The sequence below is a fragment of the Haladaptatus sp. T7 genome (assembly GCF_026008575.1).
GTDB lineage: Archaea > Halobacteriota > Halobacteria > Halobacteriales > Haladaptataceae > Haladaptatus > Haladaptatus paucihalophilus.
Genome location: NZ_BROP01000002.1, coordinates 348,064 through 370,907, shown reverse-complemented (window position 1 = coordinate 370,907; position 22,844 = coordinate 348,064). Strand labels below are relative to the sequence as shown.

General features: G+C 62.1%; 27 protein-coding genes. 19 read left to right on the top strand and 8 right to left on the bottom strand.

The window, feature by feature from the left end:
* Positions 1 to 373 precede the first annotated feature (373 nt).
* The 3 genes from OPC11_RS08030 to OPC11_RS08020 form a co-directional block, all read right to left on the bottom strand.
* Positions 374 to 1,138, bottom strand: a complete 765-nt coding sequence (locus OPC11_RS08030) for a VOC family protein (RefSeq protein WP_264781552.1) — start codon at positions 1,136 to 1,138, stop codon at positions 374 to 376.
* A gap of 110 nt (positions 1,139 to 1,248) precedes the next feature.
* Positions 1,249 to 1,698: a TIGR04206 family protein gene (locus tag OPC11_RS08025; protein ID WP_264781551.1), complete on the bottom strand. Its 450-nt coding sequence runs from the start codon at positions 1,696 to 1,698 to the stop codon at positions 1,249 to 1,251.
* Positions 1,695 to 2,804, bottom strand: a complete 1,110-nt coding sequence (locus OPC11_RS08020; protein ID WP_264781550.1) for a GTP-binding protein — start codon at positions 2,802 to 2,804, stop codon at positions 1,695 to 1,697. Before OPC11_RS08020 ends, OPC11_RS08025 begins: the two co-directional genes overlap by 4 nt.
* Positions 2,805 to 2,917: 113 nt before the next feature.
* On the opposite strand from OPC11_RS08020, the gene OPC11_RS08015 reads away from it, so the two are divergent.
* Together OPC11_RS08015 and OPC11_RS08010 are read left to right on the top strand one after the other, a co-directional pair.
* Positions 2,918 to 3,121, top strand: coding sequence for a hypothetical protein (locus OPC11_RS08015; RefSeq protein ID WP_007978597.1), 204 nt, complete (start codon positions 2,918 to 2,920; stop codon positions 3,119 to 3,121).
* A gap of 131 nt (positions 3,122 to 3,252) precedes the next feature.
* Positions 3,253 to 3,729, top strand: a complete 477-nt coding sequence (locus OPC11_RS08010; RefSeq protein WP_007978598.1) for a 50S ribosomal protein L11 — start codon at positions 3,253 to 3,255, stop codon at positions 3,727 to 3,729.
* 15 nt (positions 3,730 to 3,744) lie between these two features.
* Here OPC11_RS08010 and OPC11_RS08005 read toward each other — a convergent pair whose 3' ends face one another.
* A complete protein-coding gene (locus OPC11_RS08005; protein ID WP_264781549.1) occupies positions 3,745 to 4,470 on the bottom strand; it encodes a hypothetical protein in 726 nt (241 codons plus the stop codon).
* A gap of 173 nt (positions 4,471 to 4,643) precedes the next feature.
* Between OPC11_RS08005 and OPC11_RS08000 the strand changes: the two genes are divergently transcribed.
* The 5 genes from OPC11_RS08000 (at position 4,644) to OPC11_RS07980 (ending at position 8,279) form a co-directional block, all read left to right on the top strand.
* Entirely contained in the window at positions 4,644 to 5,282 is a 639-nt protein-coding gene (locus tag OPC11_RS08000) for a 50S ribosomal protein L1 (protein WP_069449852.1), read from the top strand.
* A gap of 1 nt (position 5,283) precedes the next feature.
* Positions 5,284 to 6,315: a 50S ribosomal protein L10 gene (locus OPC11_RS07995; protein ID WP_264781548.1), complete on the top strand. Its 1,032-nt coding sequence runs from the start codon at positions 5,284 to 5,286 to the stop codon at positions 6,313 to 6,315.
* A gap of 6 nt (positions 6,316 to 6,321) precedes the next feature.
* Positions 6,322 to 6,648, top strand: a complete 327-nt coding sequence (rpl12p, locus tag OPC11_RS07990; RefSeq protein WP_007978602.1) for a 50S ribosomal protein P1 — start codon at positions 6,322 to 6,324, stop codon at positions 6,646 to 6,648.
* Positions 6,649 to 6,741: 93 nt separating this feature from the next.
* Entirely contained in the window at positions 6,742 to 7,983 is a 1,242-nt protein-coding gene (locus OPC11_RS07985; protein WP_264781547.1) for a tripartite tricarboxylate transporter permease, read from the top strand.
* A 38-nt stretch (positions 7,984 to 8,021) separates the two neighbouring features.
* A complete protein-coding gene (locus OPC11_RS07980) occupies positions 8,022 to 8,279 on the top strand; it encodes a hypothetical protein (RefSeq protein WP_264781546.1) in 258 nt (85 codons plus the stop codon).
* A gap of 227 nt (positions 8,280 to 8,506) precedes the next feature.
* Here OPC11_RS07980 and menD read toward each other — a convergent pair whose 3' ends face one another.
* Genes menD through OPC11_RS07965 form a run of 3 tightly spaced genes read right to left on the bottom strand, consistent with a single transcriptional unit; the run spans position 8,507 to position 12,213 of the window.
* Entirely contained in the window at positions 8,507 to 10,258 is a 1,752-nt protein-coding gene (gene menD, locus OPC11_RS07975; RefSeq protein ID WP_264781545.1) for a 2-succinyl-5-enolpyruvyl-6-hydroxy-3-cyclohexene-1-carboxylic-acid synthase, read from the bottom strand.
* Complete coding sequence (locus tag OPC11_RS07970) at positions 10,255 to 11,583, bottom strand: isochorismate synthase (protein WP_264781544.1); 1,329 nt, start codon at positions 11,581 to 11,583, stop codon at positions 10,255 to 10,257. The genes menD and OPC11_RS07970 overlap by 4 nt, the downstream gene beginning before the upstream one ends.
* A gap of 33 nt (positions 11,584 to 11,616) precedes the next feature.
* Entirely contained in the window at positions 11,617 to 12,213 is a 597-nt protein-coding gene (locus tag OPC11_RS07965; RefSeq protein WP_007978615.1) for a sulfite oxidase-like oxidoreductase, read from the bottom strand.
* A 164-nt stretch (positions 12,214 to 12,377) separates the two neighbouring features.
* Here OPC11_RS07965 and OPC11_RS07960 point away from each other — a divergent pair, with 164 nt between their 5' ends.
* From OPC11_RS07960 to OPC11_RS07945, 4 genes are all read left to right on the top strand, one after another.
* On the top strand, positions 12,378 to 12,668 hold the full coding sequence (locus tag OPC11_RS07960) for a hypothetical protein (RefSeq protein ID WP_232423688.1): 291 nt from the start codon (positions 12,378 to 12,380) through the stop codon (positions 12,666 to 12,668).
* A gap of 179 nt (positions 12,669 to 12,847) precedes the next feature.
* Entirely contained in the window at positions 12,848 to 13,063 is a 216-nt protein-coding gene (locus OPC11_RS07955; RefSeq protein WP_007978619.1) for a surface glycoprotein precursor, read from the top strand.
* Positions 13,064 to 13,132: 69 nt separating this feature from the next.
* The gene (locus OPC11_RS07950) at positions 13,133 to 13,411 is read left to right on the top strand and encodes a UPF0058 family protein (RefSeq protein WP_007978620.1); all 279 of its coding nucleotides are present in this window, start codon (positions 13,133 to 13,135) and stop codon (positions 13,409 to 13,411) included.
* Between the two features lie 175 nt (positions 13,412 to 13,586).
* On the top strand, positions 13,587 to 15,581 hold the full coding sequence (locus OPC11_RS07945) for a hypothetical protein (RefSeq protein ID WP_264781543.1): 1,995 nt from the start codon (positions 13,587 to 13,589) through the stop codon (positions 15,579 to 15,581).
* Here OPC11_RS07945 and OPC11_RS07940 read toward each other — a convergent pair.
* A complete protein-coding gene (locus tag OPC11_RS07940; protein ID WP_007978624.1) occupies positions 15,578 to 15,883 on the bottom strand; it encodes a hypothetical protein in 306 nt (101 codons plus the stop codon). The two genes, OPC11_RS07945 and OPC11_RS07940, sit on opposite strands and share 4 nt — an antisense overlap.
* 233 nt (positions 15,884 to 16,116) lie before the next feature.
* Here OPC11_RS07940 and OPC11_RS07935 point away from each other — a divergent pair, with 233 nt between their 5' ends.
* The 8 genes from OPC11_RS07935 (at position 16,117) to corA (ending at position 22,843) form a co-directional block, all read left to right on the top strand.
* Positions 16,117 to 17,532 carry an adenylosuccinate synthase gene (locus OPC11_RS07935; RefSeq protein WP_264781542.1) on the top strand — a complete coding sequence of 472 codons (1,416 nt, stop codon included), beginning with the start codon at positions 16,117 to 16,119 and terminating at the stop codon, positions 17,530 to 17,532.
* A 570-nt stretch (positions 17,533 to 18,102) separates the two neighbouring features.
* The gene (locus OPC11_RS07930; RefSeq protein WP_026177693.1) at positions 18,103 to 18,288 is read left to right on the top strand and encodes a methytransferase partner Trm112; all 186 of its coding nucleotides are present in this window, start codon (positions 18,103 to 18,105) and stop codon (positions 18,286 to 18,288) included.
* A 49-nt stretch (positions 18,289 to 18,337) separates the two neighbouring features.
* Positions 18,338 to 18,889 carry a hypothetical protein gene (locus tag OPC11_RS07925; protein WP_007978630.1) on the top strand — a complete coding sequence of 184 codons (552 nt, stop codon included), beginning with the start codon at positions 18,338 to 18,340 and terminating at the stop codon, positions 18,887 to 18,889.
* 39 nt (positions 18,890 to 18,928) lie between these two features.
* Positions 18,929 to 19,435: a hypothetical protein gene (locus OPC11_RS07920; RefSeq protein WP_264781541.1), complete on the top strand. Its 507-nt coding sequence runs from the start codon at positions 18,929 to 18,931 to the stop codon at positions 19,433 to 19,435.
* A 55-nt stretch (positions 19,436 to 19,490) separates the two neighbouring features.
* The gene (gene cysS / locus OPC11_RS07915) at positions 19,491 to 20,978 is read left to right on the top strand and encodes a cysteine--tRNA ligase (RefSeq protein ID WP_264781540.1); all 1,488 of its coding nucleotides are present in this window, start codon (positions 19,491 to 19,493) and stop codon (positions 20,976 to 20,978) included.
* Between the two features lie 41 nt (positions 20,979 to 21,019).
* A complete protein-coding gene (locus tag OPC11_RS07910; RefSeq protein WP_264781539.1) occupies positions 21,020 to 21,655 on the top strand; it encodes a DUF6517 family protein in 636 nt (211 codons plus the stop codon).
* Positions 21,656 to 21,695: 40 nt separating this feature from the next.
* Positions 21,696 to 21,866: a hypothetical protein gene (locus OPC11_RS07905; RefSeq protein ID WP_264781538.1), complete on the top strand. Its 171-nt coding sequence runs from the start codon at positions 21,696 to 21,698 to the stop codon at positions 21,864 to 21,866.
* On the top strand, positions 21,863 to 22,843 hold the full coding sequence (gene corA, locus OPC11_RS07900) for a magnesium/cobalt transporter CorA (protein ID WP_007978638.1): 981 nt from the start codon (positions 21,863 to 21,865) through the stop codon (positions 22,841 to 22,843). The genes OPC11_RS07905 and corA overlap by 4 nt, the downstream gene beginning before the upstream one ends.
* Position 22,844 lies beyond the last annotated feature (1 nt).

Here is a 22,844-nt window from a genome sequence, read left to right as displayed (position 1 = left end):
CATGGGTAGGGGTACAGGAAGAACGTTAGTCCATTATTATAAATGCTTTGTGGTCTGGTAATCGGCCGTTACGTACTCACGCGCCCTAATTCGGACAATATGGGCAGTACTGGAGTTTCCACGAAACGGTAATGAAACCGACCAATGACGGCGTTCGGCTCCCGTCCGAGTTATGACAATGAGGGATTAATGAGACGGTTCATCATTCCACTCTTTAAGTAGGGTTGACGAACCAAATCGAACGAAAACATGACTCTGTGACGATTATGAATGAAAACTGTGACTGAATATTTAGTTATATATTCGGAATGCGCAGGTGTTCTGCGGCTGGATCGTCCCTCCGAGAAAAAAACCGCATTCGGCCTCGAACCGCTCAGTTCTGCTCGATAATCTCGATTTCGTGGCCGTCTTGGTCCTTGGTGAACGCGTACCTGTCGTCGCACGATTCGGGGTCGCGGTAGTCGTCCGCCTCGCGCTCCAGCAGGGTTTCCCACGTGTCGTGGAGGTCGTCAGCGCGCACCGCGAGGTGCCCCCACGCGTCGCCCATCTCGTACGACCGGCCGTCGTAGTTGTAGGTGAGTTCGACCGCCATCGCCTCTCGGGCGGCGTCCTCGGGTTTCATGAAGTAGTTGGCGAACGTGTCCGACTCCCAGCGACCGGTGTGTTCGTATTCGAACTTGCGCGTCCAGAAGCCGAGCGCCTCGTCGGCGTCCTCGACGCGAATCATCGTGTGGTCGATGCTCCACTTCTCGCCGTAGTCGCGCTTTACGATCTCGATTTCGTGGCCGTCGGGGTCCTTGACGAAGGCGTATCGTCCGCCACAGGACTCCGGGTCGCGGTAGTCCTCGACGCCCTCGTCCATCAGTTGTTGGTACGACGATTCGAGTTCGTCCTCCGGGATGCGCACCGCGATGTGTCCCCACGCGTCGCCCATCTCGTACGACCGGTCGTCGTGGTTGTACGTGAGTTCGAGGACGGCACCCTCGTCGTGGACGTTCTCCGGTCCGAGGTAGACGTTCGTGAACGTGTCCGCCTCCCAGCGGCCCTTCTCCTCGTACCCGAGGTGCGTCTCGTACCAGTCGAGCGATTCGTCCAAATCCTCTACACGCATCATCACGTGGTCGAATGTCCCGCTCATACGTCCGAAACCACCCGCTCCGAAGCGAAAAGGGTACCGCTCGCGGAAACCGGGCGGGGAAAAATGAATACTGGAAATGGAACATCGCACGCAATGCGTACGCGTGCGAACTACTCTATTATTCTTCCAAGGTCGGGCCAGTAAAACCACCACGCACACAGCAGGAGACAGACCGGCCCGAGCGGAGCGACCAACCCGGACCGATGAACGAACCGAAGCGAGAATCCAACGTGCGTCACACCGGCGAACACGAGCAGCCAACCGGTCACCCGACGGTCCTCGAACCGCCCGGCGAACGAACTCAGAACGGCGAGGAGATAGAGGCACACGCTGAGCGGCCACGCGAGGAGTTGCCGTGGCAAGCCGGACGTGAGGACGAACAGGTAATCGGGAAGCGTCGTAACGTGGTAGGTCGTCGGGTTCAGGAGCCCCCACGGGAAGACCAGCGTGGTGCCGCTGGGTGCGACGAGGACCGTCCACGGGACGAAAAACAGCGCGAGAAGGGCGAGTCGCCGACGCCATTTCGGAGCGAGATGGGTAGAAGGGACGGCGGGGGTCACTTTCGAAGGATGAGTCGGAGCACGTCCTCGTCTGCGAGTTCGTGTTCCATTCCGACCTGCTGTTCGTCGTGTTTCGCGCTCGGGCCGCTGACCCGAGCGAACCGGAAGCGTTGCTCCATCTCGCCGCCGAGGTGGTGACAGGCGTCCTCGATGGTGCTCCCTTGCGGGAGGACGAGCGGTTCCTCGTAATCGACGCCCCGACCCGGCTTGTCCATGTATATCCGCATCAGGCCGAGTTCGTTCCAGATTTTCTCCCGCAGCGCGTCGAGTCCCTTCTCCTTTTCCGCGCTGATGAACACGGCCTCGTCGGGGTCGATGTCGTGGTCGCGCAGTTGCCCGCGGACTTTTTCCGCGTAGTCGTGTTCGATGAGGTCCACCTTGTTCACCGACACCATTGACGGGATGTAGACGCGGTTGTCCATGATGCCGTCGATGAGGCGGTCGATATCTACCTTCTCGCGGAGGGTGACGTTCGCGTTCACGTACCCGTGCTCGCGGAGGACCTCCTTGATGACGTTCTCGGAGATGTCCTGCTCCGCGCTGGAGGTCACCCGAATTCCGCCGCGACCCTTTTTGGCGATGGAGATACTGGGCGGGGTGGAATCCAGCCGAATCTTGTTCTCGTACAACTCCTCCCGAAGCCGTTCGTACTGGTCGATTTCGAAGACAGAGAGGACGAAGACCACGAGATCCGCGGCGCGAACGACGGAGAGGACCTCTTGCCCGCCGCCCCGTCCGTGGGCCGCACCCTCGATGAGGCCGGGAACGTCGAGGAGTTGGATGTTCGCACCGTTGTACTGCAACATCCCCGGGTTCACGTTGAGGGTCGTGAACTCGTACGCGCCGACTTCGCTCTCCGCGGCGGTGAGCGAGTTCAACAGCGTCGATTTCCCCACGCTCGGGAACCCGACGAACGCGACGGTCGCATCGCCCGTCTTCTCGACGGCGTATCCCTCTCCGCCACCGGCGGAGGACTGGTTCTGTAGCTTCTCCTTTTTCTCCGCGAGTTTCGCCTTCAGCCGACCGATGTGGCTCTCGGTGGACTTGTTGTACGGCGTGTCCGAGATTTCCTCGCGGAGTGCTTCGATTTCCTCCTCCAGTCCCATTAGCAACACGTCGGCCGTGGCCGCCGAAAAGCTTGTTCCTTCTCGTCAGGGGGATTTTGTCGTCAGATTCGACACGTTAATAGGTTTCGCCTCGCCAAATCACACGTAGGTACATGCCGAATCCCGCTCATCTCCGCGACAGCACGCAGATAATCCTCCACCGGGAGTCTCTCTGCGGGATTCGGAACGAACTCGAAGGGGAGTTCACGCTGACCATCGTCCCGCTGGACGACGAACGCTACCGACTCATCGGGAGCCCCGTCGAAATAAAGAACGCGAGCCAATTTTTGGGACGACGCGGCGTAAGTTTGCCGTAGTCGAGTGGGCGATGTCCTCGTTTTCGCGGCCGGTCCCCGAGTGAACGGTTGACATTCTCGACGCCGGTATCCACCGTTCGGCAACGCCGGAAAAGAAAATCCTTAAAACTCCAGCGAGATTTCGGTTACGTATGGTAGATACGATCGAAGTACTCGTCCCCGGCGGACAGGCCAATCCCGGCCCACCACTCGGACCGGAACTCGGCCCGACCGCGGTCAACGTGCAGGAAGTCGTCAACGAGATCAACGAGCAGACGGCGGCGTTCGACGGGACGGAAGTCCCCGTCACCGTCTTCGTCGAGGACGACGGTGGTTTCAGCCTCGAAATCGGTGTTCCGCCGACGGCGGCGCTCATCAAGGACGAGGCCGGATTCGAGACGGGTAGCGGCGAACCCCAGAAGGATTTCGTCGCCGACCTCTCGATAGACCAAGTGAAGAAAATCGCGGAGCAGAAGAAACCCGACCTCCTCGCCTACGACACGAAGAACGCGGCGAAGGAAGTCGTCGGAACGTGCGCCTCACTCGGCGTCACCGTCGAGGGTGACGACGCACGCGAGTTCAAAGCCAAGGTCGACGACGGCGAGTACGACGACGCTCTCTCCGCGTAACTCGGTTTTTCTTCCCTATACCAACAACAGTATCGCCGAGTAGCAACCGGCACCGACCGCGAACGCCCAGAAGCGACTGCGGCGTTCTTCCGGCAGTTCTTCCTTGATGACGTTGAGGATGACTCCCCCCGCGAGGAACGCGAAGAGGGTGTTCACGACGGCTTCGTCGACGTGGGTGTTGATGCCGATGCCCCACCCGGCTACGACGGCAGTGGCGAGTACCCACCGACCGATTCGGTCGTACGTCTCCCGATGGTGGTCCCGAAAGCCGTAATCGTTGACGACGAAGTGCAGTCCCATCGCGGTCGCGTACAAGGCCAACCCGACGACGCCCGGCTGTTCCCGATGAACGAGCAGGTAGCCGATGAGCGCGTTGTACGCCGTGAACGCCCCGATGTGAATCCAGAAGATACTCGCGTTCGTCTCCGGTCGCACGTCCGCGTTGCGACCGGATTCCCGCGCGAGGCGCTCTAACCCGTAAAACAGCGCGAATCCGACGAGCGCGACGAGATAGACGTGACGTTCGAAGAATCCGGCGAGGAGCGGCACTGACTGGAGTATCGTGCCGCCTTCGAGTTCGGGGAGGACGTGGACGAAGACGTACGCGACCGACGCACCGCCGGCCATCGAAAGCCAGTAGCTCCGCGGAATCACCCGAAACGACCGGATGTGTCCCGCGCTCACGTGAACGGCCGCGAGCGCGAGCGCCACGACACCGGTGAGCGACGTCATCGTCACCATCGTTGTCCCTTCGTGATGCGACCCCAAACCGCAAACCAGTGACGGCTCGAACGGCCGTTCGTTCCGAAATGGTTCGACGGGTTTAAGTTCCGCATGCGTCAAATTCGGGTGAGACAGGCATGGCCTGTTTCACTGACCCGTAGGAGCATTCCTGCGTACTACGGAGGTGAACGATGGCAAATAATGAGATAGAGCAAGCAGTCTCTCGCGCACTCGAGGACTCCCCTGAGCGGAATTTCCGCGAAACGGTGGACCTCGCAATCAACTTGCGCGACCTAGATTTAAACGATCCGTCGAATCGTGTAGACGAGAGTGTCGTACTCCCGTCTGGAACCGGCCAAGACACCAAGATTGTCGTTTTCGCGGAGGGTGAAACCGCCCTTCGTGCCGAGGACGTCGCGGACGACGTTCTCTCGGGCGACGACTTGGAAGACTTGGGCGACGACAACGACGCGGCAAAAGACCTCGCGGACGACACGGACTTCTTCATTGCCGAGGCGTCGATGATGCAAGACATCGGTCGATACCTCGGTACCGTCCTCGGTCCGCGCGGGAAGATGCCGACGCCGTTGCAACCCGACGACGACGTCGTCGAAACCGTCAACCGGATGAAAAACACGGTCCAGCTTCGGAGCGGCGACCGACGAACGTTCCACACGCTCGTCGGCGCAGAAGACATGTCCGCCGAGGACATCTCCGAGAACATCGACGTTATCGTTCGGCGTCTGCACTCCAACTTGGAGAAAGGCCCGCTCAACGTGGATACTATCTACGTGAAAACGACGATGGGACCGTCGGTGGAGGTAGCCTAGAATGTCCGCAGAAGCCGAACGCAAGACAGAGACCATTCCGGAGTGGAAGCGCGAGGAAGTCGCTGAGCTGACGGATTTCGTCGAGAGCTACAACAGCGTCGGCGTCGTCAACATCACCGGCATTCCGAGCAAACAGCTCCAGAACATGCGCCGCGGCCTTCACGGAAGCGCGGAACTCCGCGTCAGCCGTAACACGCTGGTGAAGCGCGCGCTCGATTCGGTCGGCGCTGGCTTCGAGGACCTCGAAGAGTACGTCTCCGGGCAAATCGGCCTCATCGGCACGAACGACAACCCGTTCGGGCTGTACAAGGAACTGGAAGCCTCGAAGAGCCCGGCACCGATTTCGGCTGGCGAAATCGCCCCGAACGACATCCTCATCCCCGAGGGTGACACGGGTGTCGACCCCGGACCGTTCGTCGGCGAACTCCAGCAGGCCGGTGCATCCGCACGGATCATGGACGGCTCCATCCACGTGACCGAGGACAGCCTCGTCGCGGAGGAAGGTGACGAGGTTTCGGAAGAGCTCGCGAACGTGCTCTCCGAACTCGGCATGGAGCCGAAAGAGGTCGGTCTCGACCTGCGCGCCGTCTACTCCGATGGCGTCATGTTCGAGTCGGACGAGCTCGCCATCGACGTGGACGAGTATCGCACGGACATCGAGACGGCTGCGGCCTTTGCCCGCAACCTCTCGGTCAACGCGGTGTACCCGACCGAGCAGACCGCGCCCCTGCTCATCTCGAAGGCGACCGGCGAGGCCAAGAGCCTCGGTCTGCAGGCCGCCATCGAGAGTCCGGACGTCGTGCCGGACCTCGTGAGCAAGGCAGACGCGCAACTGCGCGCACTTGCCGCACAAATCGACGACGAGGACGCGCTGCCCGAGGAGCTTCGCGGTGTCGAAGCCCCGGCGACGGACAGCGCGGCCGAGGAAGAAGAATCGACTGACGAAGAAGCAACTGAAGCCGAGCCTGAAGACGATGACGACGATGACGACGACGAAGACGCAGGAGCAGGCCTCGGCGCTATGTTCGGATAACTAACAATGGAATACGTTTACGCTGCACTCATCCTGAACGAATCGGGCGAAGAGATCAACGAAGAAAACCTCACGGACGTCCTCGACGCTGCAGGCGTCGATGTCGAAGAATCCCGCGTCAAGGCGCTCGTCGCCGCACTCGAAGACGTGGACATCGAGGAGGCAGTCGAACAGGCCGCCGCCGTCCCCGCTGGTGGAGCGTCCGCCGCTCCCGCCGGAGGCGACGACGAAGGCGCCGACGAAGCCGAAGAAGAGGAAGCCGCAGAGGAAGAAGAAGAGGACGACGAAGACGAGGACGCCGGTGGCGAGGGCCTCGGCGAACTCTTCGGCTAAACGCGACGCTCCCAACTCGAAACTTTTCTTTCGCGCGCTTCCCCGCCAGCCACTGCTAACGTTTACATACGAAGACGGGACCACTCCGCCCCGATGGAGGCGTTCGGAACGCGATTCCTATTCGACCCGGCGACGACGATGACGACGGTGGCGTTCGTTCTCGGCGGCGTCGGAATCGGGACGATAAGTGGACTGACGCCGGGAATTCACGTCAACAACCTCGCGCTGTTGCTGGCGTCAGTGGCGACGTCGATAGCCGGGCCGCCGAAACTCGTCGGCGCGGCCATCCTCGCCGCGGGCGTCGTCCACTCGTTTCTCGACGTGGTTCCGGCGCTCGCGCTCGGCGTCCCCGACCCGGTGATGGCGGCGAGCGCGCTCCCCGGCCATCGCCTGGTCATCGAGGGGCAGGGACGGGAGGCGATTCGACTGTCGGCGCTGGGCAGCGGACTCGCGGTGGCCGTCGCGGTTCCGCTCGCCATCCCGGTAACGATGGTGATGACGGACGTGTATCCGTTCCTCCGCGGCCACCTCCCGCTGTTCCTCCTCGGAACGACCGGGTTTCTGGTATTCACGGAACCCACGAGACGGGGGCAAATCGGCGGTGTCGTGGCGTTTTCCGCGAGCGCGGTGCTCGGAATCCTGTCGCTCCCGCTGTCGCCGACCGCGCCGCTCGGCGTCGGGAGCGTCCTCACGCCGCTGTTCGCGGGACTGTTCGGCGCGCCCGTCCTCCTCGATGCGATGGGTGGAGCGGGCGTCCCGAAACAGGCGGGGACGACGCTCACCATGCCACGACCCCTGCTTCTCATGACGGCGCTCGCGGGGTCGTTCGCCGGAGCAATCGTCGGCTATCTGCCCGGCGTTTCGAGCGCGATTGCCGCCGTTCTCGCGCTCACGCTGGTCCCGGACCGCACCGAGGCGCGCGGGTTCATCGTGGCGAGTAGCGGCGTCAACACCGCCAACACGATTTTCGCGCTCTTCGCCCTCGTCTCGCTCGACACGCCTCGAACGGGCGTCATGGTCGCCCTCCGGGAGACGAACGCACCGCTCGACCTTCCGGTACTCCTCGTCAGCGCCGCCGTCGCCGGAGTCGTCGGATTCGTCCTCGTCCTCGTGCTCGGCGACACCTACCTCGAAACGGTCGGCGGGATGGACTACCGACGACTGTCGGTCGCCGTCCTCGGTCTGTTGGTCGCGGCTTCGTTCCTGTTCGCCGGAGTCATCGGAATCGGACTGTTCGTCTGCAGCGCCGTTCTCGGCCTGCTCCCGCCGCGACTGGGCTGTCGGCGCGTGCATTTGATGGGGGTGCTGATAGGGCCGCTTATCGTGGGTGTGTGACCACGAGACTTTTGCCGCTCGGTTGTCAACCGGGCAGTATGATTCCCCTGTTCGGTCCGGTTCCCGGTGGTGCGGAACTGATCGTCATTTTCATCACGGCCATCATGCTGTTCGGCATACCGTTGACCATCTTCGGTGGCTTGTTTCTGCTCTACCGTCGGGCGGGCGGGAGCAGGGCGACGAAGGAAGACGTGGACGAACTCAAAAACGAGGTGGCGGAACTACGAACGGAACTCGAAGGAACCGACGAACCCGAGCGGCAGGAACGGGAACGAGACCGGGAGCGGGAGCGATAGAGAACTCACTCGAACGTGCGGGTGACGCGCGTCACTTACCTCATCACGTCGAGACAGCGGCCGAGGACGTGTTTTGCACCGCGAATGCTTCGAAGGAGGTCCCGACGTGTTCCCGAAGGAAGGTTACGAGTTCCTTCGACTCGGTGGCCGTTTCGCTCACGAAAACAATCTACCGGTGCATTCACAGACGTAACTCCACAACCTTTCTCAAGTATCTTCGGCGAAAACTAGGCAGAGAGTTCAGCGACGAGGCGGTCCTGTAACGACTCCCGAATCCGGTGGCTCGTTTCGGCGGTCGTGCGGACTTCGATGACGTTCGTTCCCGAACTATCGAGGGAGTCCGAAAACGTGTCCCGGAACGCGGGAAGCGTCTCGACGCGTTCGAAGTCCAGTCCGTAGAGGTCGCCCGTCGCCGAGTAATCGAGTCCGTGCGGCGTTCGGAACTGGTCGGTAAACGGCGGGTCGAAGGATTCGATTGGGAGCATGTGGAAAATGCCGCCGCCGTCGTTGTTGATTTCGACGATGGTCGCGTCCACCCCACAGCGTTCGAGCGCGAGCAACCCGTTCATGTCGTGATAGTAGGCGAGGTCGCCGGTGACGAGGACGAGCGGGTCGTCCGTCCCGCTTCCGGCACCGAGCGCCGAACTGATGATACCGTCGATACCGCTCGCCCCTCGGTTACCGAGCACCGTCACGTCGGCGGAGCGGGGGCGAGCGAACCGGTCCAAATCCCGAATCGGCATGCTGTTGGAGACGAACAGCGTCGTCGGGTCGGGAACGAGCTTTGCGACGGACGCGAGCAGGTTGCCTTCGAAGTGCTCCGCGGAGTCCGACACGAGCGACCAGTGTGCGGACTCGGCGCGTTCGAATCGTGCCATCCACGTCTCGTTCGCGCTTTGCGGGTCGAGTTCGTCGGCGAGGCGGCGGGCCAACCGCGTCGGGTCCGCCACGAGGAGGTCCGTCGCGGTGAAGGTGGCTTCGCGCCAGCCGCCCGCCGGGTCCACGACGAACTGTCGGCTTTCGGTACGTTCGAGGTATCGACGAAGGGTTTTCGAGGTCGGCGACGCGCCGAACCGAATCACGACGTCGGGGTCGGGCCACGCCTCGGTCACGTCCGGAACGAGGTACGAGTCGTAGCCGCCGACGATGGAACCGTCGTGTCCGAACCGATGGCCCGAGAGCGGGTCGGCCAGCACGGGAAAACCGGTCGCGTCGGCCAGCGCCGCCAGCGCGGAGCGCTCCGGGGTCGGTCCGTCTGCGGGACCGGCCACCAACAGACCGCGCTCGGCGTGGCGTACGGCATCGACGAGTCGGGAGCGCGCGTCGGAATCGAGTTCCGGGACGCCCTGTGAGACGGTGACGAACGGACCGTCACGACCCTCGGCGGCGAGCGGGTTGTCGGCCTCGAACGAGTCGGGAACGTCGCCCTCGACTTCGACCGGTTCGAGCGGCTTTCGAAACGGGAAGTTGAGATGGACCGGTCCCGGCGGCGTCCCGGTTGCCGACCCGAGCGCTCGGGCCACCGTCGTCCGGAGGTAGCGGAGTTTTCGCCCGGTCGCTTCCGGTTCGGCCACGTCTGTGTACCAGCGAACGGCGTCGCCGTACAGTTTCTCCTGATCGACGGTCTGGTTCGCGCCGCTATCGCGGAGTTCCGGCGGTCGGTCGGCCGTGCACACGAGCATCGGGACCCGCGCCCTGTCCGCTTCGATGACGGCGGGATGGAAGTTCGCCGCCGCAGTCCCCGACGTACAAACGATGGGGGTCGGTTTTCCGGTCCGTTTCGCCCGGCCGAGGGCGAAGAAGGACGCCGACCGCTCGTCCAGATGGGAAAATACCTCGATGTCGTCGTGTTTGGCGAACGCGACGGTCAGCGGCGTCGAGCGACTCCCGGGAGCGAGGCAGACGGCATCGACGCCCTCGGCGGCCAACTCGTCCACGAACGTTTCGGCCCACAGCGTGTTTCGGTTGGGATACGTCATTCGAGTTCGTTCAGAATCGGCAGGAATTTCAGCTGTACTTCGTCCCACTCCGCTTCCGGGTCGCTGTCGGCGACGATACCGTTTCCGGCGAAGAGGGTCACGCGGCCGTCACCCGCCACGCCGGAGCGGAGGCCGACCGCGAACTCCCCGTCGCCGTCGGCGTCGAACCACCCGACCGGCGAGGCGTACCACCCGCGGTCGAAGCGTTCCGTCTCCCGGATGGTCCGCATGGCGTCCGCCAGCGGCAGTCCGCCGACGGCCGGAGTCGGGTGCAGGGCCTCGACCACCGAGAGGACGTGCTCGTCGCCGTCGAGTTCGGCCGAAATCGGCGTCTGAAGGTGCTGGATGTTGGACAGTCGTTTGCATCGCCGGTCGCCGACCGTGACCGACGATGCGAGCGGTTCGAGCCCCTCGCGGATCGTTTTGGCGACGAGTTCGTGCTCCTCGCGGACTTTCTCGCTGTCGGCGAGTTCCGCGGCGAGTTCGTCGTCCTCCTCCGGCGTCTCTCCCCGACCTATCGACCCGGCGAGCGCCTCGGTCTCGACCGTCTGTCCGCGCAGCGAGACGAGGCGTTCCGGCGGCGCGCCGAAGAAGCCGCCCGACGAAGAGGGTTGGATGAGGAAGCGGTAGCATTCGGGGTACGACGTTCGCAACCGTTCGAGGATGTCCGGCACATCGACGGATTCGGCGAGTTCGACCTCCAACGCGGTTGCGATAACCACTTTCTTCAGCTCCCCTTCCCGGATTCGCTCGGTCGCGTGGCGTATCTGTGAACACCACTCGTCGCGTGCCGTCGCGGGGTGCGTCGATTCGATGCCCGGCGAGTCGCCGCTGGGGCGCATCTCCGGGAGCGCCTCTATTTCCGCGCGTATCTCGGAGAGCGTCTCTTCGACGGTCGCTTCCGCCGTATCGCGGGCGGACACGGAGAGCCACGTTTCGTGCTCGGTTCGCGTCAGTTGGACGCGGGGCAAGACGAACTCCGCACCGGGGAATCCCTCCCACGGAGGTGAGGGTTCGTGTTCCGCGCTGAACGAAAACCCACCGAATAGACGGGGACGGGCGGCGTCGGGGCCGTCGTCCCGGTTGACGGCTTCGAAGAGTTCGTCGGCGCGTTCTCGAATCTCGTCGAATCGGCGTTCACCGTCCGCGGTGAGACGGGCAACCGCGCCGCTCGCGGTGATTTCGAGTCCATCAGACGACGTCCAATAGAGACGCGGTGCCGCCCGACCGGCGAGAAACGAGCGAAACGAAACGTCGGGTACTCGGCACGTTCGAGTTACGAGCGGAGAACCCGCCGACAGTTGACCGTCACGGTGCGGTGGCATTTAATGGAAACTCGGGAACGCTGACCCTTCAGCCTAACTATATCGCTCCTCGTTCCACGGGTTCGCGGTGTTGGAGTACCCCCGTTTCTCCCAGTACCCGCGCTCCGGTTCCGTGAGGAACTCGATTCCGTCCACCCATTTCGCCCCCTTGTAGGCGTACTTGTGCGGCGTGACCACCCGGAGCGGCCCGCCGTGCTCGCGGGGGAGCGGGTCGCCGTCGTAATTCCAGACGAACAGCACGTCGTCGCGCAGACAGTCGGCGAGCGGGAGGTTGGTCGTGTAGCCGTCGAGGGCCGAGAACATGACGTGAACCGCGTCCTCGTCCACTCCGGCGAGTTCCGCGAGCGTCGGGAAGGTGACGCCCGTGAACGCGCAGTCGAACTTGCTCCAACCGGTGACGCAGTGGAAGTCCTGTTTTTGCGTCTCGTTCGGCAGGTCCCGGAACTCCTCCCACGAGAAGGTGCGTTCGTTCTCGACCGCACCCGTGACCGAGAACTCCCACGTCTCGGGGTCCCACTCCGGGGTGCTCCCCTTCGAGAGGACGGGAAACTTGCTCGTCTCGCGCTGTCCCGGCGGCAATCGCTGTCCGTCGAACTCACGATGGATGTCCGTCTTGTCCGTAACGCTCATGGTCGAACGCTGGGGTGCGGGAAAGGTAGATGTACCGACCGCGGCCAGCTGCGGGGGTAAGGTCGGGCTAGTCGTCGGGTAACCGTCGTATCCTCGACCGGGGCGAATTCGCCGCTCGGTACCGACTGAATAACAAAGACCGACGTGACACAACGGACTGTCGCATGTCCCAGACAGAGCAACAGCCGGAAGCCCGAGAACGCCCGGTGATGGGTGCGGCACAGGAATCGACGAGCGACATCGCGATACTCGCGTCGGCGGCATCGGTGCTCCTCTCGTGGCACCAGTTCTTCGTCAGGGGGAACCGCGAGCGCGGACTCTTCATCGGCCTCTGGCCGCCGACCATCCTCGCGTTCGCGAGCTACTTCAACCAGAAACGAATGGAGCAGCGAATGGAGTCGTTGAAACCGAGCAGCATCATCAACTCGCTCGACCAGATGTTCGGCAATCGGTGAGTCCAGACAGACAAGTTTTCGTTTCTCCGGCCCCACGGCCGGGTAGTTTTCTGGAATGACAAATGTAGATTCTTTTTAAGAAAATTTGATTTCTTGGATTCAGAAACAGTGTTTTCAATACCGGTACAATCTACCCGTCAGACTTAAGAACACCCCTCCCGAAGCCCACAATTGTTCCAATGCCAAAGGTAGAGATTACCGTCCCAGAGCACCTCGAAATGCAAATCGCCCAGATGGTCGACCAGGGCGAGTTCGTCAACCGTGAGGAAGCCGTCGAGGACTTGCTCGCAACCGGTCTCAAGGCATACAAGACCAGTGGACCGATGGACAACGATAGAGAACCGGGACTCGAAGATGAGGGGATGATGGGTCACGAAGACGAGTACGTCTTCTAACGGACTGTGCCCTCAACGTGTGAATAGTTCTCAGAAACTCTTAAACCGACTAACTTCTAATGGCCGTGCATGCATAAGGACGAGCTTTTGGAGCTGCACGAGCAGATGGTGACCATCATGGAGTACTTCCGTGAACAAGACGACGTTCCGACCGGCGCGTTCGACGCATACGACCAACTGGACGTCGACCCCTCGCACGTTCACAAGTCCAAGAGCGAACACAAACACGCCGTCTTCGTTCTCGGAAACTCGCTCGCCGACGTCATGAGCGACGACGAGTTCAGCGAAGCGGGCCGTATCGGCAAGCGCATGGAAGAGCTCGCCGACGACGCCGAACAAAAGATCTGATTTTCGAACGACGTTATCACCGGTTCGATGATTCGAACGGCACGACCACTCCCCGCCCGAGACGCTCGTTCGAACGGAGTCTCACAAAAGCTCTCTCGCCTTTTCTCACCCCGTACTTGATGCGTGGACTCGACTAACCCGAAACTATTTGAGGGGGATTCCGTTTTGACGTAATATGGATGCGCGCATAGTCGAGCAGATAACCGAGTGGAGCTCTCGTCCGTTCTCCGGTGGGCTGGAGACGCTCCACGCGCTTGCCGACGAGGAATTTTCCGGTGCGGTCAAAGCGGGCGGGGCGTGGCTGTTCATGTTGAACGGCCGCGTCATCGGCGTGTTTGATGGCGCACTCGATACGTTCGAGGATGCCGACGGGACGCTGTTCGACGCCCCACACCCCTCGCTTCCGCTGTTGTTCAGCATGCAAGAGCGAGGTGGAAAGACGCAAGCGAAGTACTACACGAACGATACGCCCCTCAAGGAGGCGAGCGAGACGCTCGCGTCGAACAATTTCACGGGGTACATCGAACTCAGCGAGAACGTTCTCAGCGGCGACTACTACGTGGTCTACCACGCCGGGCGGTCGATGAGCGCCGCCTACGTCGGACAGAGCGAACAACTGGTCACCGGAGACGAGGCGTTCGAGCGGGCGAACGACGAGGTGGGGATTTACGAGGTCGTCGCGGCGGACGTGGACATCATCGAACTCCCGGAGCCGAAAACGCCCGAACCGGAACCCGAGCCGGAGCAGTCACCCGCGCCATCCGCGCCTGACGAGTCGAGTTCGTCGGCGGAACCGGACGGAACGAGCGACCCCGAACCATCGACGGACGAAGCCCAGCAGTCCCCCGCATCGACGGCGAGCGAGGGACCCCGGTCGCCGACCGAAACGGAACCCGGCCAACAACCGACCACGGAGACCGAGGCCGACGCCAACCGCCAGCCGACGCCCTCGACCACCGCGACCCCGACGGCCGGCCAGTCGGCGGAGGCGAGCACACAATCGGCACCGACGCCGAACGCGTCGAGCGCCGAGGATGCCGAAAGCGATAACGGTGGTGGGGTATCCGACCCCTTGTCGGACGAACAGCAGTGGCAGGAGACCACGACGATTCCGTCGCTGGACCCCGAGAAAAGCAGTTCGTCGAAGTCCCGCGACGCGGGCGTCAAACAGCGACGGGCCGGTCGGCAGACGCCACAACGCCAATCCGCACCGCGACAACCCACGCCGCAACAGTCGCCCCGACGCGGGCAGTCGAACAGGGCGAAGGAGATAGAGGCCGAACTCACGGCGCGAGCGGAGAAAATAGAGGCGCTCCAGTCGAAACTCGCACAAACCGAAGCGGAGCGCGACGAACTGAAATCGGAGCGTGACCGACTCGAAGCGCGGGTTGGCGAGCTGGCGGACGAACTCGAAACGCTTCGGGAACAGAGTCCGGGCGTCACCGCCGAACGCCAGTTGACCCCCGAACAGGCGCTCACGCAGACCAACTTCTTCGTCCGCTACGGCTCGAAGGGGAAGGGCACCCTGTCCGACGCCGCGGCGGGCGAAGCCAGCCGCGATACCATCGAGTCGAACCTGCAACTCGAACATCACACGCAGTTCGATACGGCGGGCGTCGCGGTCGATGGACAGGAGTTCGAGGCGTTCCTTCACGACTCGATGGAGTACAAGTTCGTCTCGTGGCTCGTCGTCGACCTCCTGTACGAGATTCTGGAGACGGGACACCAGCGCGGGTTGAAGGACCTGTTCGAAGCGATTCAGAAGATAGACCGCGTCGAACTACACGGAGCACTGGTCACCGAAGACGAGGAGGGTGGGGAGACGGAATTCCCCTTCGACGTCATTCTCCGCGACAGGATGGGCAACCCGCTCGTCGTGGCCAACATCAACGACTCGCGCGACCCCGCGACCGGCGAGATGATGGGGTCGCTGGTGGACGCGGCCAGCAGCGTTTCCAGCGCGAGCGACGAACTCAGCGCGGCCTTCCAGGTCACGAAGAGCTTCTTCGAACCGGCCGCGTTGGAGACGACCGAGGATGCGACCAGCGGTGGACTGTTAACGCGGGAAAAAAGAGAGAGTTTCGTCAAGCTATCCCGCAAACGAGGATATCATCTGTGTCTGGTGGAATCACGAAACGGTGAATTCCACGTTACGGTTCCGGAACTCTAGTTTTCGGCTTCGGCTTTCTCGCCGATCTTCATCGAGTCGAGTTTGTTCGTAATCTCGGAGAGTTTCTCATCGAGTTCGGAAACGAACTCCTCGGTACGGTCGGTCGTGATCGCACCTTGATTGGAGGGCGAGATGAGGTTTTCCTCTTCGAGAACTCGCAGCGAGTAGCGAACCTTGTGATGGGGGTATCCCGTCTCGTTCGACATCTTCACGATGCCGATAGGTTCGTTCTCAATGACCATTTTCAGGACCTGCAAGTGGCGTTCCAGCATATCGACTTCCTTCTCCAGTCGATCTATCATGGCATGTGTTAACTTGTCTTAGAGCCTTTTAAAGGTTATTGTCCGCATCGCAAGCAGAAACGTAGAACGAATCTTTCTCTTGAGACGAGTTAACACTTCCGAATCGTCCGTCAGAATGTCGTCGAAATTGCTAGAATCGGCGCTCAGTCGCCACCGAAATGCACACGTTCGTGCATCATCTTGCTTCGAAGACCGTAATCGGTTTACGAGGTGCGGGAGAAATCACCTCCGGTATGACCGTAACCATCGTCGGTTCGCAACTCGGCGACGAAGGCAAAGGCCGCGTCGTAGACCTCTACGGCGCGTCCGCTGACGTTGTTGCTCGCTATCAGGGCGGCGACAACGCAGGCCACACCGTCGTCGAGGGTGGCAACGAATACAAGCTCTCCCTCGTTCCCAGCGGCGTCGTCCGCGGAAAGGTCGGCGTCCTCGGGAACGGCTGTGTCGTGAACCCGGACACGCTGTTCGACGAGATAGACACGCTCCGCGAGCGGGGACTCGACCCCGACGTTCGACTCGCGCGCCGCGCGCACGTCATCCTCCCGTACCACCGCGTCCTCGACGGTATCGAGGAAGACGTGAAAAGCGATTCGGACCGCAAGGTGGGAACCACGGGTCGGGGTATCGGCCCGACCTACGAGGATAAAGCCGGTCGACGCGGCATCCGCGTCGGCGACCTACTCGATTCCGAACTCCTCCGCGAGAAGCTCGAATACGTCGTCCCTCAAAAGCGAGCACTCGCCGAGAAGGTATACGGCGTCTCCATGAGCGAAGCGATTGGAGGCTCGTCGGACGAATCCGACGGCGTCGAAACCGGCGAAGCGTTCGACGTCGATGCGCTCCACGAACAGTACGAGCGCTACGGCGAGCGCCTGAAAGAGGAGAACATGACCGTCGAGGCCGGGGAGTTCCTCTCATCCCGCCTCGACGCTGGCGACGAAGTCATCTTCGAGGGCGCACAGGGTACCCTCATCGACATCGACCACGGTAACTACCCGTACGTCACCTCCTCGAATCCGACCGCGGGCGGGGCCGCCACGGGAACGGGTCTCAGTCCCGGCGTCATCGGCGACGGCGACATCATCGGCATCGTGAAAGCCTACCTCACGCGCGTCGGGAGCGGCCCGCTTCCGACCGAACTCGGCGGCGTCGTCGGTGACACGCCCGACTACGACGAACAAGGGGCGGGCGAAAACGAGGACCTCGCCGAGTACATCCGCGAGGAAGGTGGCGAGTACGGTACCGTCACCGGCCGACCGCGCCGGGTCGCGTGGCTCGACATGCCCATGCTCCGACACGCCGCCCGCGCGAGCGGCTTCACCGGTCTCGCCGTCAATCACATCGACGTGCTGGCGGGCCTCGACGAGGTGAAAGTCGGATACAGCTACGATGTCGATGGCGAGGAAATCTTCACCATTCCTGCCACGACCGAGCGCTGGGGTCGCTGTGAGCCGAACTTCCGTTCCTTCGACGGCTGGCCGGAAGTGGACTGGAGTGAGGTCGCTGACGAGGGCTACGACGCGATTCCGGAGAACGCGCGAACCTACCTCGAATACATCAGCGACGAACTCGATGCGCCCATCTACGCCGTCGGTATCGGCCCGAGCAGGGAGGATACCGTCGTGCTCGAACACCCGTTCGAGAACTGATCGACGCCTCTCTCCGTTTCCCGCTGTATCCGGTACAGTTACCGTTCGCTCGGAGCTCTCGCTACTCTATTTTCATTTTGGTGTCGCTGTCAAAAAATCCCCAAATAATCGTATCAACGGTACCCTGTTAGCAGCCGAGGTAGTCACACCAGATCTGAAGACCAAATCCAAACATCATTTCTCACCTCCATCAACACAATTCTATAATATAGTATTAAAAATTTCTATTATTTACTATTATATAATATTGAATATTATGTGTTGTTGGTTATTTTAAAGAGCGAAGTACTCAGTCGAGAGACAGTATCAACGTCGTTCGGATATCGACCGGTCACGCCGTTTGGAGTACGGTGCGACGTTCCTTCACGGTTCTGCAGTTCGGATACCCGTCTCCACGGGTTCGAGGACGGTTCGGGGACGCGTCCTTCACGCGTCGAGAGAAACGACGACCATATGACGATCGTCTATCAGTATTGCCGTCGGTCGTCGAACGAATGTGGTACCGCGAGTCGCTACCATCGAACCGCACAACCCGTCACGCTTTTTGCCTCCCCCTTCGTGGACTCGGGCATGAAGAAATCCCTGATGGATATCATCTGCTGTCCACTGGACAAACAGGAACTCGAACTCGACGCACGACAGGAAGAGGACGAGGAAGTAATCTTCGGGACGCTCACCTGCACCGAGTGCGGCGAGGAGTACCCCATCGAGGACGGCATCCCGAACCTCCTGCCGCCCGACATGCGAGAGGCCTGAATCTTTTAATAGTTGAGTATTTTACTCTAACCCAAGAGGGAGGTGCACTGTGTCCGAAACGTTGTTAACACACATCAACCGCGACGGACTTCACCACATCGACGTAGCACCGTCGTTCGAAACCGACGACTCGTTCAGCGTTTCGCTCGCAAACCACGGTGCGCCGATTCACGTGCACCTCCATTTGGACGACGAGCTCTCCGACGTGGCATCCCTGTCCGCGACGAATCACTACATCGAGGCCAACTCGACGGAGGCAGTGCCGATTACGGTTCACGACGGTCCCGCCCGCGGAAAGCTGAAAGTCGTGACCGGATACGGGGCCGAAACGGCCTACGTGGACGTCGATATTGCCGAAATAGACCCGGAGAAAGACTCGATACCGGTGGACGAGTCCCTCTCGAAACCCCGACAGAAACCGATTCAATCGGATACCGATGCGTCGGAGCTGGCGCGAAACATCCCGCTCGTCGTCCTCGGCATTATGGCGCTGGTGCTCGTTCTCGGCGTCGGCGTCCTCGTCGATTGGGTCCTCGCGCTGTTCGGCGCGATTACGGTGCTGGTCGGTATCGGCGTCGCGGGGTACTTCCTCGTCCGGTAATCGTATTCCTTTTTCCCGCACTCCTCGTGCTGGTCGGTAATGTCACTCGCAGAAGCCACCCGAAACGCGGTTCGGCGACGGCCGTTCCTCCTCGAAGCGCTCCGTGCGGACGTGGTGAACTACACCGCCGCCGCGCGGTTCCTCGCGGACGAAATAGACGTCGGCGACGACACCGACGCGGTTTCGACGGCGCTCTCGCGGTTCGCCGACGAACTGCCGACGTACGAAATCGGCTCCCGGGACGCCCGCGTCACCATGCGGAGCGGCCTGGGTCGAGCGGACGACCTCGCCGATTCGCTCCTCGTCGTCGGCGACGCGGGGTTCGCCCCCGATTCGGGGTCGTTGACCGGCGTCATCGCCGCCGGTGACGTGGACTGCGTGGCGTTTTCCTCCGTCCTCTCCCGACTCGTGGCGGAGGACGTCGATGTCGTCGCGGCCGGGGTCGCGGAGTCGCTGGTCGTCGTCGTCGTCGAGCGCCGCGACGGCGCGAACGCGGTCCGGTTCGTCGAGGATGCGTTGGACGCCGTTCCCGAACGGGGCGATTGAGGCGGTTGGTGTCGCTTCCGACGATTTAAAACGGTTGCTGGCACTACCGTTCCCTATGACACTCTTCGTAACGAACACGCTCACGGGCGAGCGGGAGCCGTTCGAACCCGGCGACCCCGATTCCGTCCTCCTCTACTACTGCGGGTTGACCGTCTCGGACTTCGCGCACCTCGGCCACGCGCGCGGGTGGATTCACACCGACGTGATGCACCGATGGCTCGAACACCTCGGCTACGACGTCCACCACGTCGAGAACTTCACCGACGTGAACGAGAAAATCACGGCGCGCGTTGGCGAGGACGACCTCGGCGACGACGAGGCCGACGTCGCACGGACCTTCATCACGCAAGTCATCCGCGACATGCGCGACCTGAACCTGAAACGGGCCGACGTGTATCCACGCGTCAGCGAGCATCTCCCCGAAATCACCGGTCTCATCGAGACGTTGGTGGAGAAGGGCTACGCCTACGAATCCAACGGCTCGGTGTACTTCGACGTCACGACCTTCGAGGACTACGGCAAACTCTCGAACCAGAGGGTCGAGGAGATGGAGGCGCAGGGAGAGGGCGACGAACGCGGAGAGAAGCGTCATCCCGGCGACTTCGCCCTGTGGAAGGCCGACGGCGTGAGCGAGGGTGCCGTCGAGGAACACCGCGACCCCGACACGGAGTACGCGGTGTCCCATCCGTCCGGTCAGACGTGGGACTCCCCGTGGGGAGAGGGACGTCCCGGCTGGCACATCGAGTGTTCGGCGATGAGCATGGAACACCTCGGCGAGACCATCGACATCCACGTCGGCGGACAGGACCTCGTGTTCCCGCACCACGAAAACGAAATCGCCCAGAGCGAGGCCGCGACCGGCCACCAATTCGCCCGCTACTGGCTCCACGTCCGCCTGCTCGAAACCGAGGGCGAGAAGATGAGTTCGAGTTTGGGCAACTACTCCACCGTTCGCGGCGCGATTTCGGAGATCGGCGCGAACGCCGTCAGGATGTTCCTCCTCTCTACGTCCTACGCCAACCGCCAGACGTTCAGCGACGAAACGGTGAACGAGGCCGTCGAACGCTGGGACCGACTCTCGGACGGCTACGACCGCGCCGTCGAAGCCCTCGACGGCCCGGACGCGCGAACCAAGGTCGAGGACGACGAGTTGCGCCAAGCCGTCACCGAGACCCACGAGGAGTTCGCGGACGCGATGAACGACGACTTCAACACCCGCCGCGCGCTCGCCGCCCTGCTCGACCTCGTGACGGCGGTCAACCGCCACGCGGATGCGCACGAGGAGTACGACTACGACGGCCTCAAATCGGCCGTCGAGACGTTCGAGGAACTCGGCGGCGACGTGCTGGGCTTCTCGCTCGGCGGAGAGGCGGGCGGCGACGTTCGACTCGCCGAAGACCTCGTGGAACTCGTCCTCGACCTCCGCGAGGGCGAGCGGGACGCCGGGAACTACGACCGCGCCGACGCGCTCCGCGACGACTTACAGGCGCTCGGCGTCGATGTTCAGGATTCCGACTCCGGCCCTTCGTTCAAGCTCCCGTAGCCGTCGGACTTATACTGGGGGGTTGAGTATCGGGGATAGACATGAACCGGAAACTGATTGCAGGCGCGTTACTGGCGACGCTCGTCCTCACGAGCGGTTGTCTCGGGTTTATCCTCGGCGACACCCTCGAAGTCAGCGCCACGAAGGCGACCGTCGGCGACAACGCGCTGTCGCAAACGGGCTACGAGAAAGCGAAGGTCGAATCCCTCGAAGCGAAACGGACGTTCGAAGCGGCGGGCCAGAGCCGCGAGGTGAAGGTGACGAACTGGGTCGCACAGTACGAAAAGACCGTCGGCATCGATGGCGTCGCGGAAGGAACGGCGGCGACCTTCGTCGTCGTCAGCAGTCCCGACGTAAAGATAGCGTCCAAATCGTTCAACCCGCTGTCGAAGTTCGACAACCGGGACCTCGTGGAGAAGTTCGTATCTGGATACGGAAACATCCACGACATCCGAACCGTCGGGTCGGAGAACGTGACGGTGCTGGGGACGAACACGAAGGTCTCCGAATTCACCGCAACCGCCAGCTCGCACGGCGCGAACGTGGACGTAACGATTCAGGCGACGAAGTTCAAACACGACGGCGATTACATCGTCGTGCTCGCGGTGTATCCGAAGCGGCTCGACGAATCCGATAGCGTCTCCAGCCTGCTCTCCGGTATCCAACACGGCGGCTAATCGGGCAACGTTTTTTCTCCCTTCTGTCGGTACGGACGGTATGAACCGAACTCTCGTTTCGGGACTCGGCCTGACCATCCTCGGGGTGGTGGGGTATCTGATAGGTCTCTCCGCGCCGTATCCGGGGCGCGCGTTCTCTATCACGGGAATCATGGTCGGCATCACGCTCGCCGCCATCGCCAACGCGGCCGAACCGGAGGACGTCCAATGACCGTCGAATCGCTCCGGTTCGCCGACGGCGAAGTCGAGACGGTCGAGGACTTCCAATCCGCGCGCGTCGAATCCGGTACCGTCTGGGTGCGGGCGAGCGACGCCACGCCCCTCGAACTCGAACGAGTCGCGGAAGCGTTCGACATCCACCACCTCTCCGTCGAGGACATCAGAAACGAGATTCGACCGAAGACGGAGGAGTTCGCGGGCTACACGTTCGTCCTGCTCAAGACGGTCGAACTCGCCCGCGGCGAAACCACCTTCGAGGAGGAGACCCGCGTCAAACCGGTGGGCGTGTTCGTCGGCGAGGACTGGCTCGTCACCCTCTCGGAGTACGACATCGACGCCGTTTCGCGCATCTGGCGGGCCGCGCTCGACGGCGACCGGCGAATCGTCGGCCGCGGGCCGGACTTCACGGCGTACCGCGTCTGTGACGGCATCGTGGACGGCTACTTCGCGGCGCTCGACCAGATAGAGGAACAGATAGAGGCCGTCGAGGAGGCCGTCATCAGCGACACGAGCATCGAGACGCTGGAGTCGATAAACGGCGTCCGGCGGGAACTGCTCGCGTTCCGAAAACTCGCGTGGCCGACCCGCGAGGCCGTGGGCTATCTCGCCCGCGGCGACCCCGAGGAGGTGCGCCCGGAGACGGAGAAGTACTTCCGCGACGTGTACGACCACCTCGTCCAACTCGTGGACTTGACCGAAACGTACCGCGATTTGGCGGGCGGCGCGCGCGACATCTACCTCAACATGCTCTCGGTCTCGACCAACGAGGTGATGAAGAAGCTGACCGTCGTCGCCACCATCGTCCTCCCGCTGACGCTCGTGGTCGGCGTTTACGGCATGAACTTCCAAGACGGTCCGTTCAACATGCCGGAACTGGGCTGGACCTACGGGTATCCGGCGGTGATGCTCGGCATGTTCCTCATGAGCGCGATTCTGGTCGTCTACTTCCGAAGAGCGGGGTGGTTGTGAG

Coding starts and splice junctions, on each gene's coding strand:
- OPC11_RS08030 (WP_264781552.1), bottom strand. CDS start 1,138: ATGAGCGGGACATTCGACCACGTGATGATGCGTGTAGAGGATTTGGAC.
- OPC11_RS08020 (WP_264781550.1), bottom strand. CDS start 2,804: ATGGGACTGGAGGAGGAAATCGAAGCACTCCGCGAGGAAATCTCGGAC.
- OPC11_RS08015 (WP_007978597.1), top strand. CDS start 2,918: ATGCCGAATCCCGCTCATCTCCGCGACAGCACGCAGATAATCCTCCAC.
- OPC11_RS08010 (WP_007978598.1), top strand. CDS start 3,253: ATGGTAGATACGATCGAAGTACTCGTCCCCGGCGGACAGGCCAATCCC.
- OPC11_RS08005 (WP_264781549.1), bottom strand. CDS start 4,470: ATGGTGACGATGACGTCGCTCACCGGTGTCGTGGCGCTCGCGCTCGCG.
- OPC11_RS08000 (WP_069449852.1), top strand. CDS start 4,644: ATGGCAAATAATGAGATAGAGCAAGCAGTCTCTCGCGCACTCGAGGAC.
- OPC11_RS07995 (WP_264781548.1), top strand. CDS start 5,284: ATGTCCGCAGAAGCCGAACGCAAGACAGAGACCATTCCGGAGTGGAAG.
- rpl12p (WP_007978602.1), top strand. CDS start 6,322: ATGGAATACGTTTACGCTGCACTCATCCTGAACGAATCGGGCGAAGAG.
- OPC11_RS07985 (WP_264781547.1), top strand. CDS start 6,742: ATGGAGGCGTTCGGAACGCGATTCCTATTCGACCCGGCGACGACGATG.
- OPC11_RS07980 (WP_264781546.1), top strand. CDS start 8,022: ATGATTCCCCTGTTCGGTCCGGTTCCCGGTGGTGCGGAACTGATCGTC.
- menD (WP_264781545.1), bottom strand. CDS start 10,258: ATGACGTATCCCAACCGAAACACGCTGTGGGCCGAAACGTTCGTGGAC.
- OPC11_RS07970 (WP_264781544.1), bottom strand. CDS start 11,583: ATGCCACCGCACCGTGACGGTCAACTGTCGGCGGGTTCTCCGCTCGTA.
- OPC11_RS07965 (WP_007978615.1), bottom strand. CDS start 12,213: ATGAGCGTTACGGACAAGACGGACATCCATCGTGAGTTCGACGGACAG.
- OPC11_RS07960 (WP_232423688.1), top strand. CDS start 12,378: ATGTCCCAGACAGAGCAACAGCCGGAAGCCCGAGAACGCCCGGTGATG.
- OPC11_RS07955 (WP_007978619.1), top strand. CDS start 12,848: ATGCCAAAGGTAGAGATTACCGTCCCAGAGCACCTCGAAATGCAAATC.
- OPC11_RS07950 (WP_007978620.1), top strand. CDS start 13,133: ATGCATAAGGACGAGCTTTTGGAGCTGCACGAGCAGATGGTGACCATC.
- OPC11_RS07945 (WP_264781543.1), top strand. CDS start 13,587: ATGGATGCGCGCATAGTCGAGCAGATAACCGAGTGGAGCTCTCGTCCG.
- OPC11_RS07940 (WP_007978624.1), bottom strand. CDS start 15,883: ATGATAGATCGACTGGAGAAGGAAGTCGATATGCTGGAACGCCACTTG.
- OPC11_RS07935 (WP_264781542.1), top strand. CDS start 16,117: ATGACCGTAACCATCGTCGGTTCGCAACTCGGCGACGAAGGCAAAGGC.
- OPC11_RS07930 (WP_026177693.1), top strand. CDS start 18,103: ATGAAGAAATCCCTGATGGATATCATCTGCTGTCCACTGGACAAACAG.
- OPC11_RS07920 (WP_264781541.1), top strand. CDS start 18,929: ATGTCACTCGCAGAAGCCACCCGAAACGCGGTTCGGCGACGGCCGTTC.
- cysS (WP_264781540.1), top strand. CDS start 19,491: ATGACACTCTTCGTAACGAACACGCTCACGGGCGAGCGGGAGCCGTTC.
- OPC11_RS07910 (WP_264781539.1), top strand. CDS start 21,020: ATGAACCGGAAACTGATTGCAGGCGCGTTACTGGCGACGCTCGTCCTC.
- OPC11_RS07905 (WP_264781538.1), top strand. CDS start 21,696: ATGAACCGAACTCTCGTTTCGGGACTCGGCCTGACCATCCTCGGGGTG.
- corA (WP_007978638.1), top strand. CDS start 21,863: ATGACCGTCGAATCGCTCCGGTTCGCCGACGGCGAAGTCGAGACGGTC.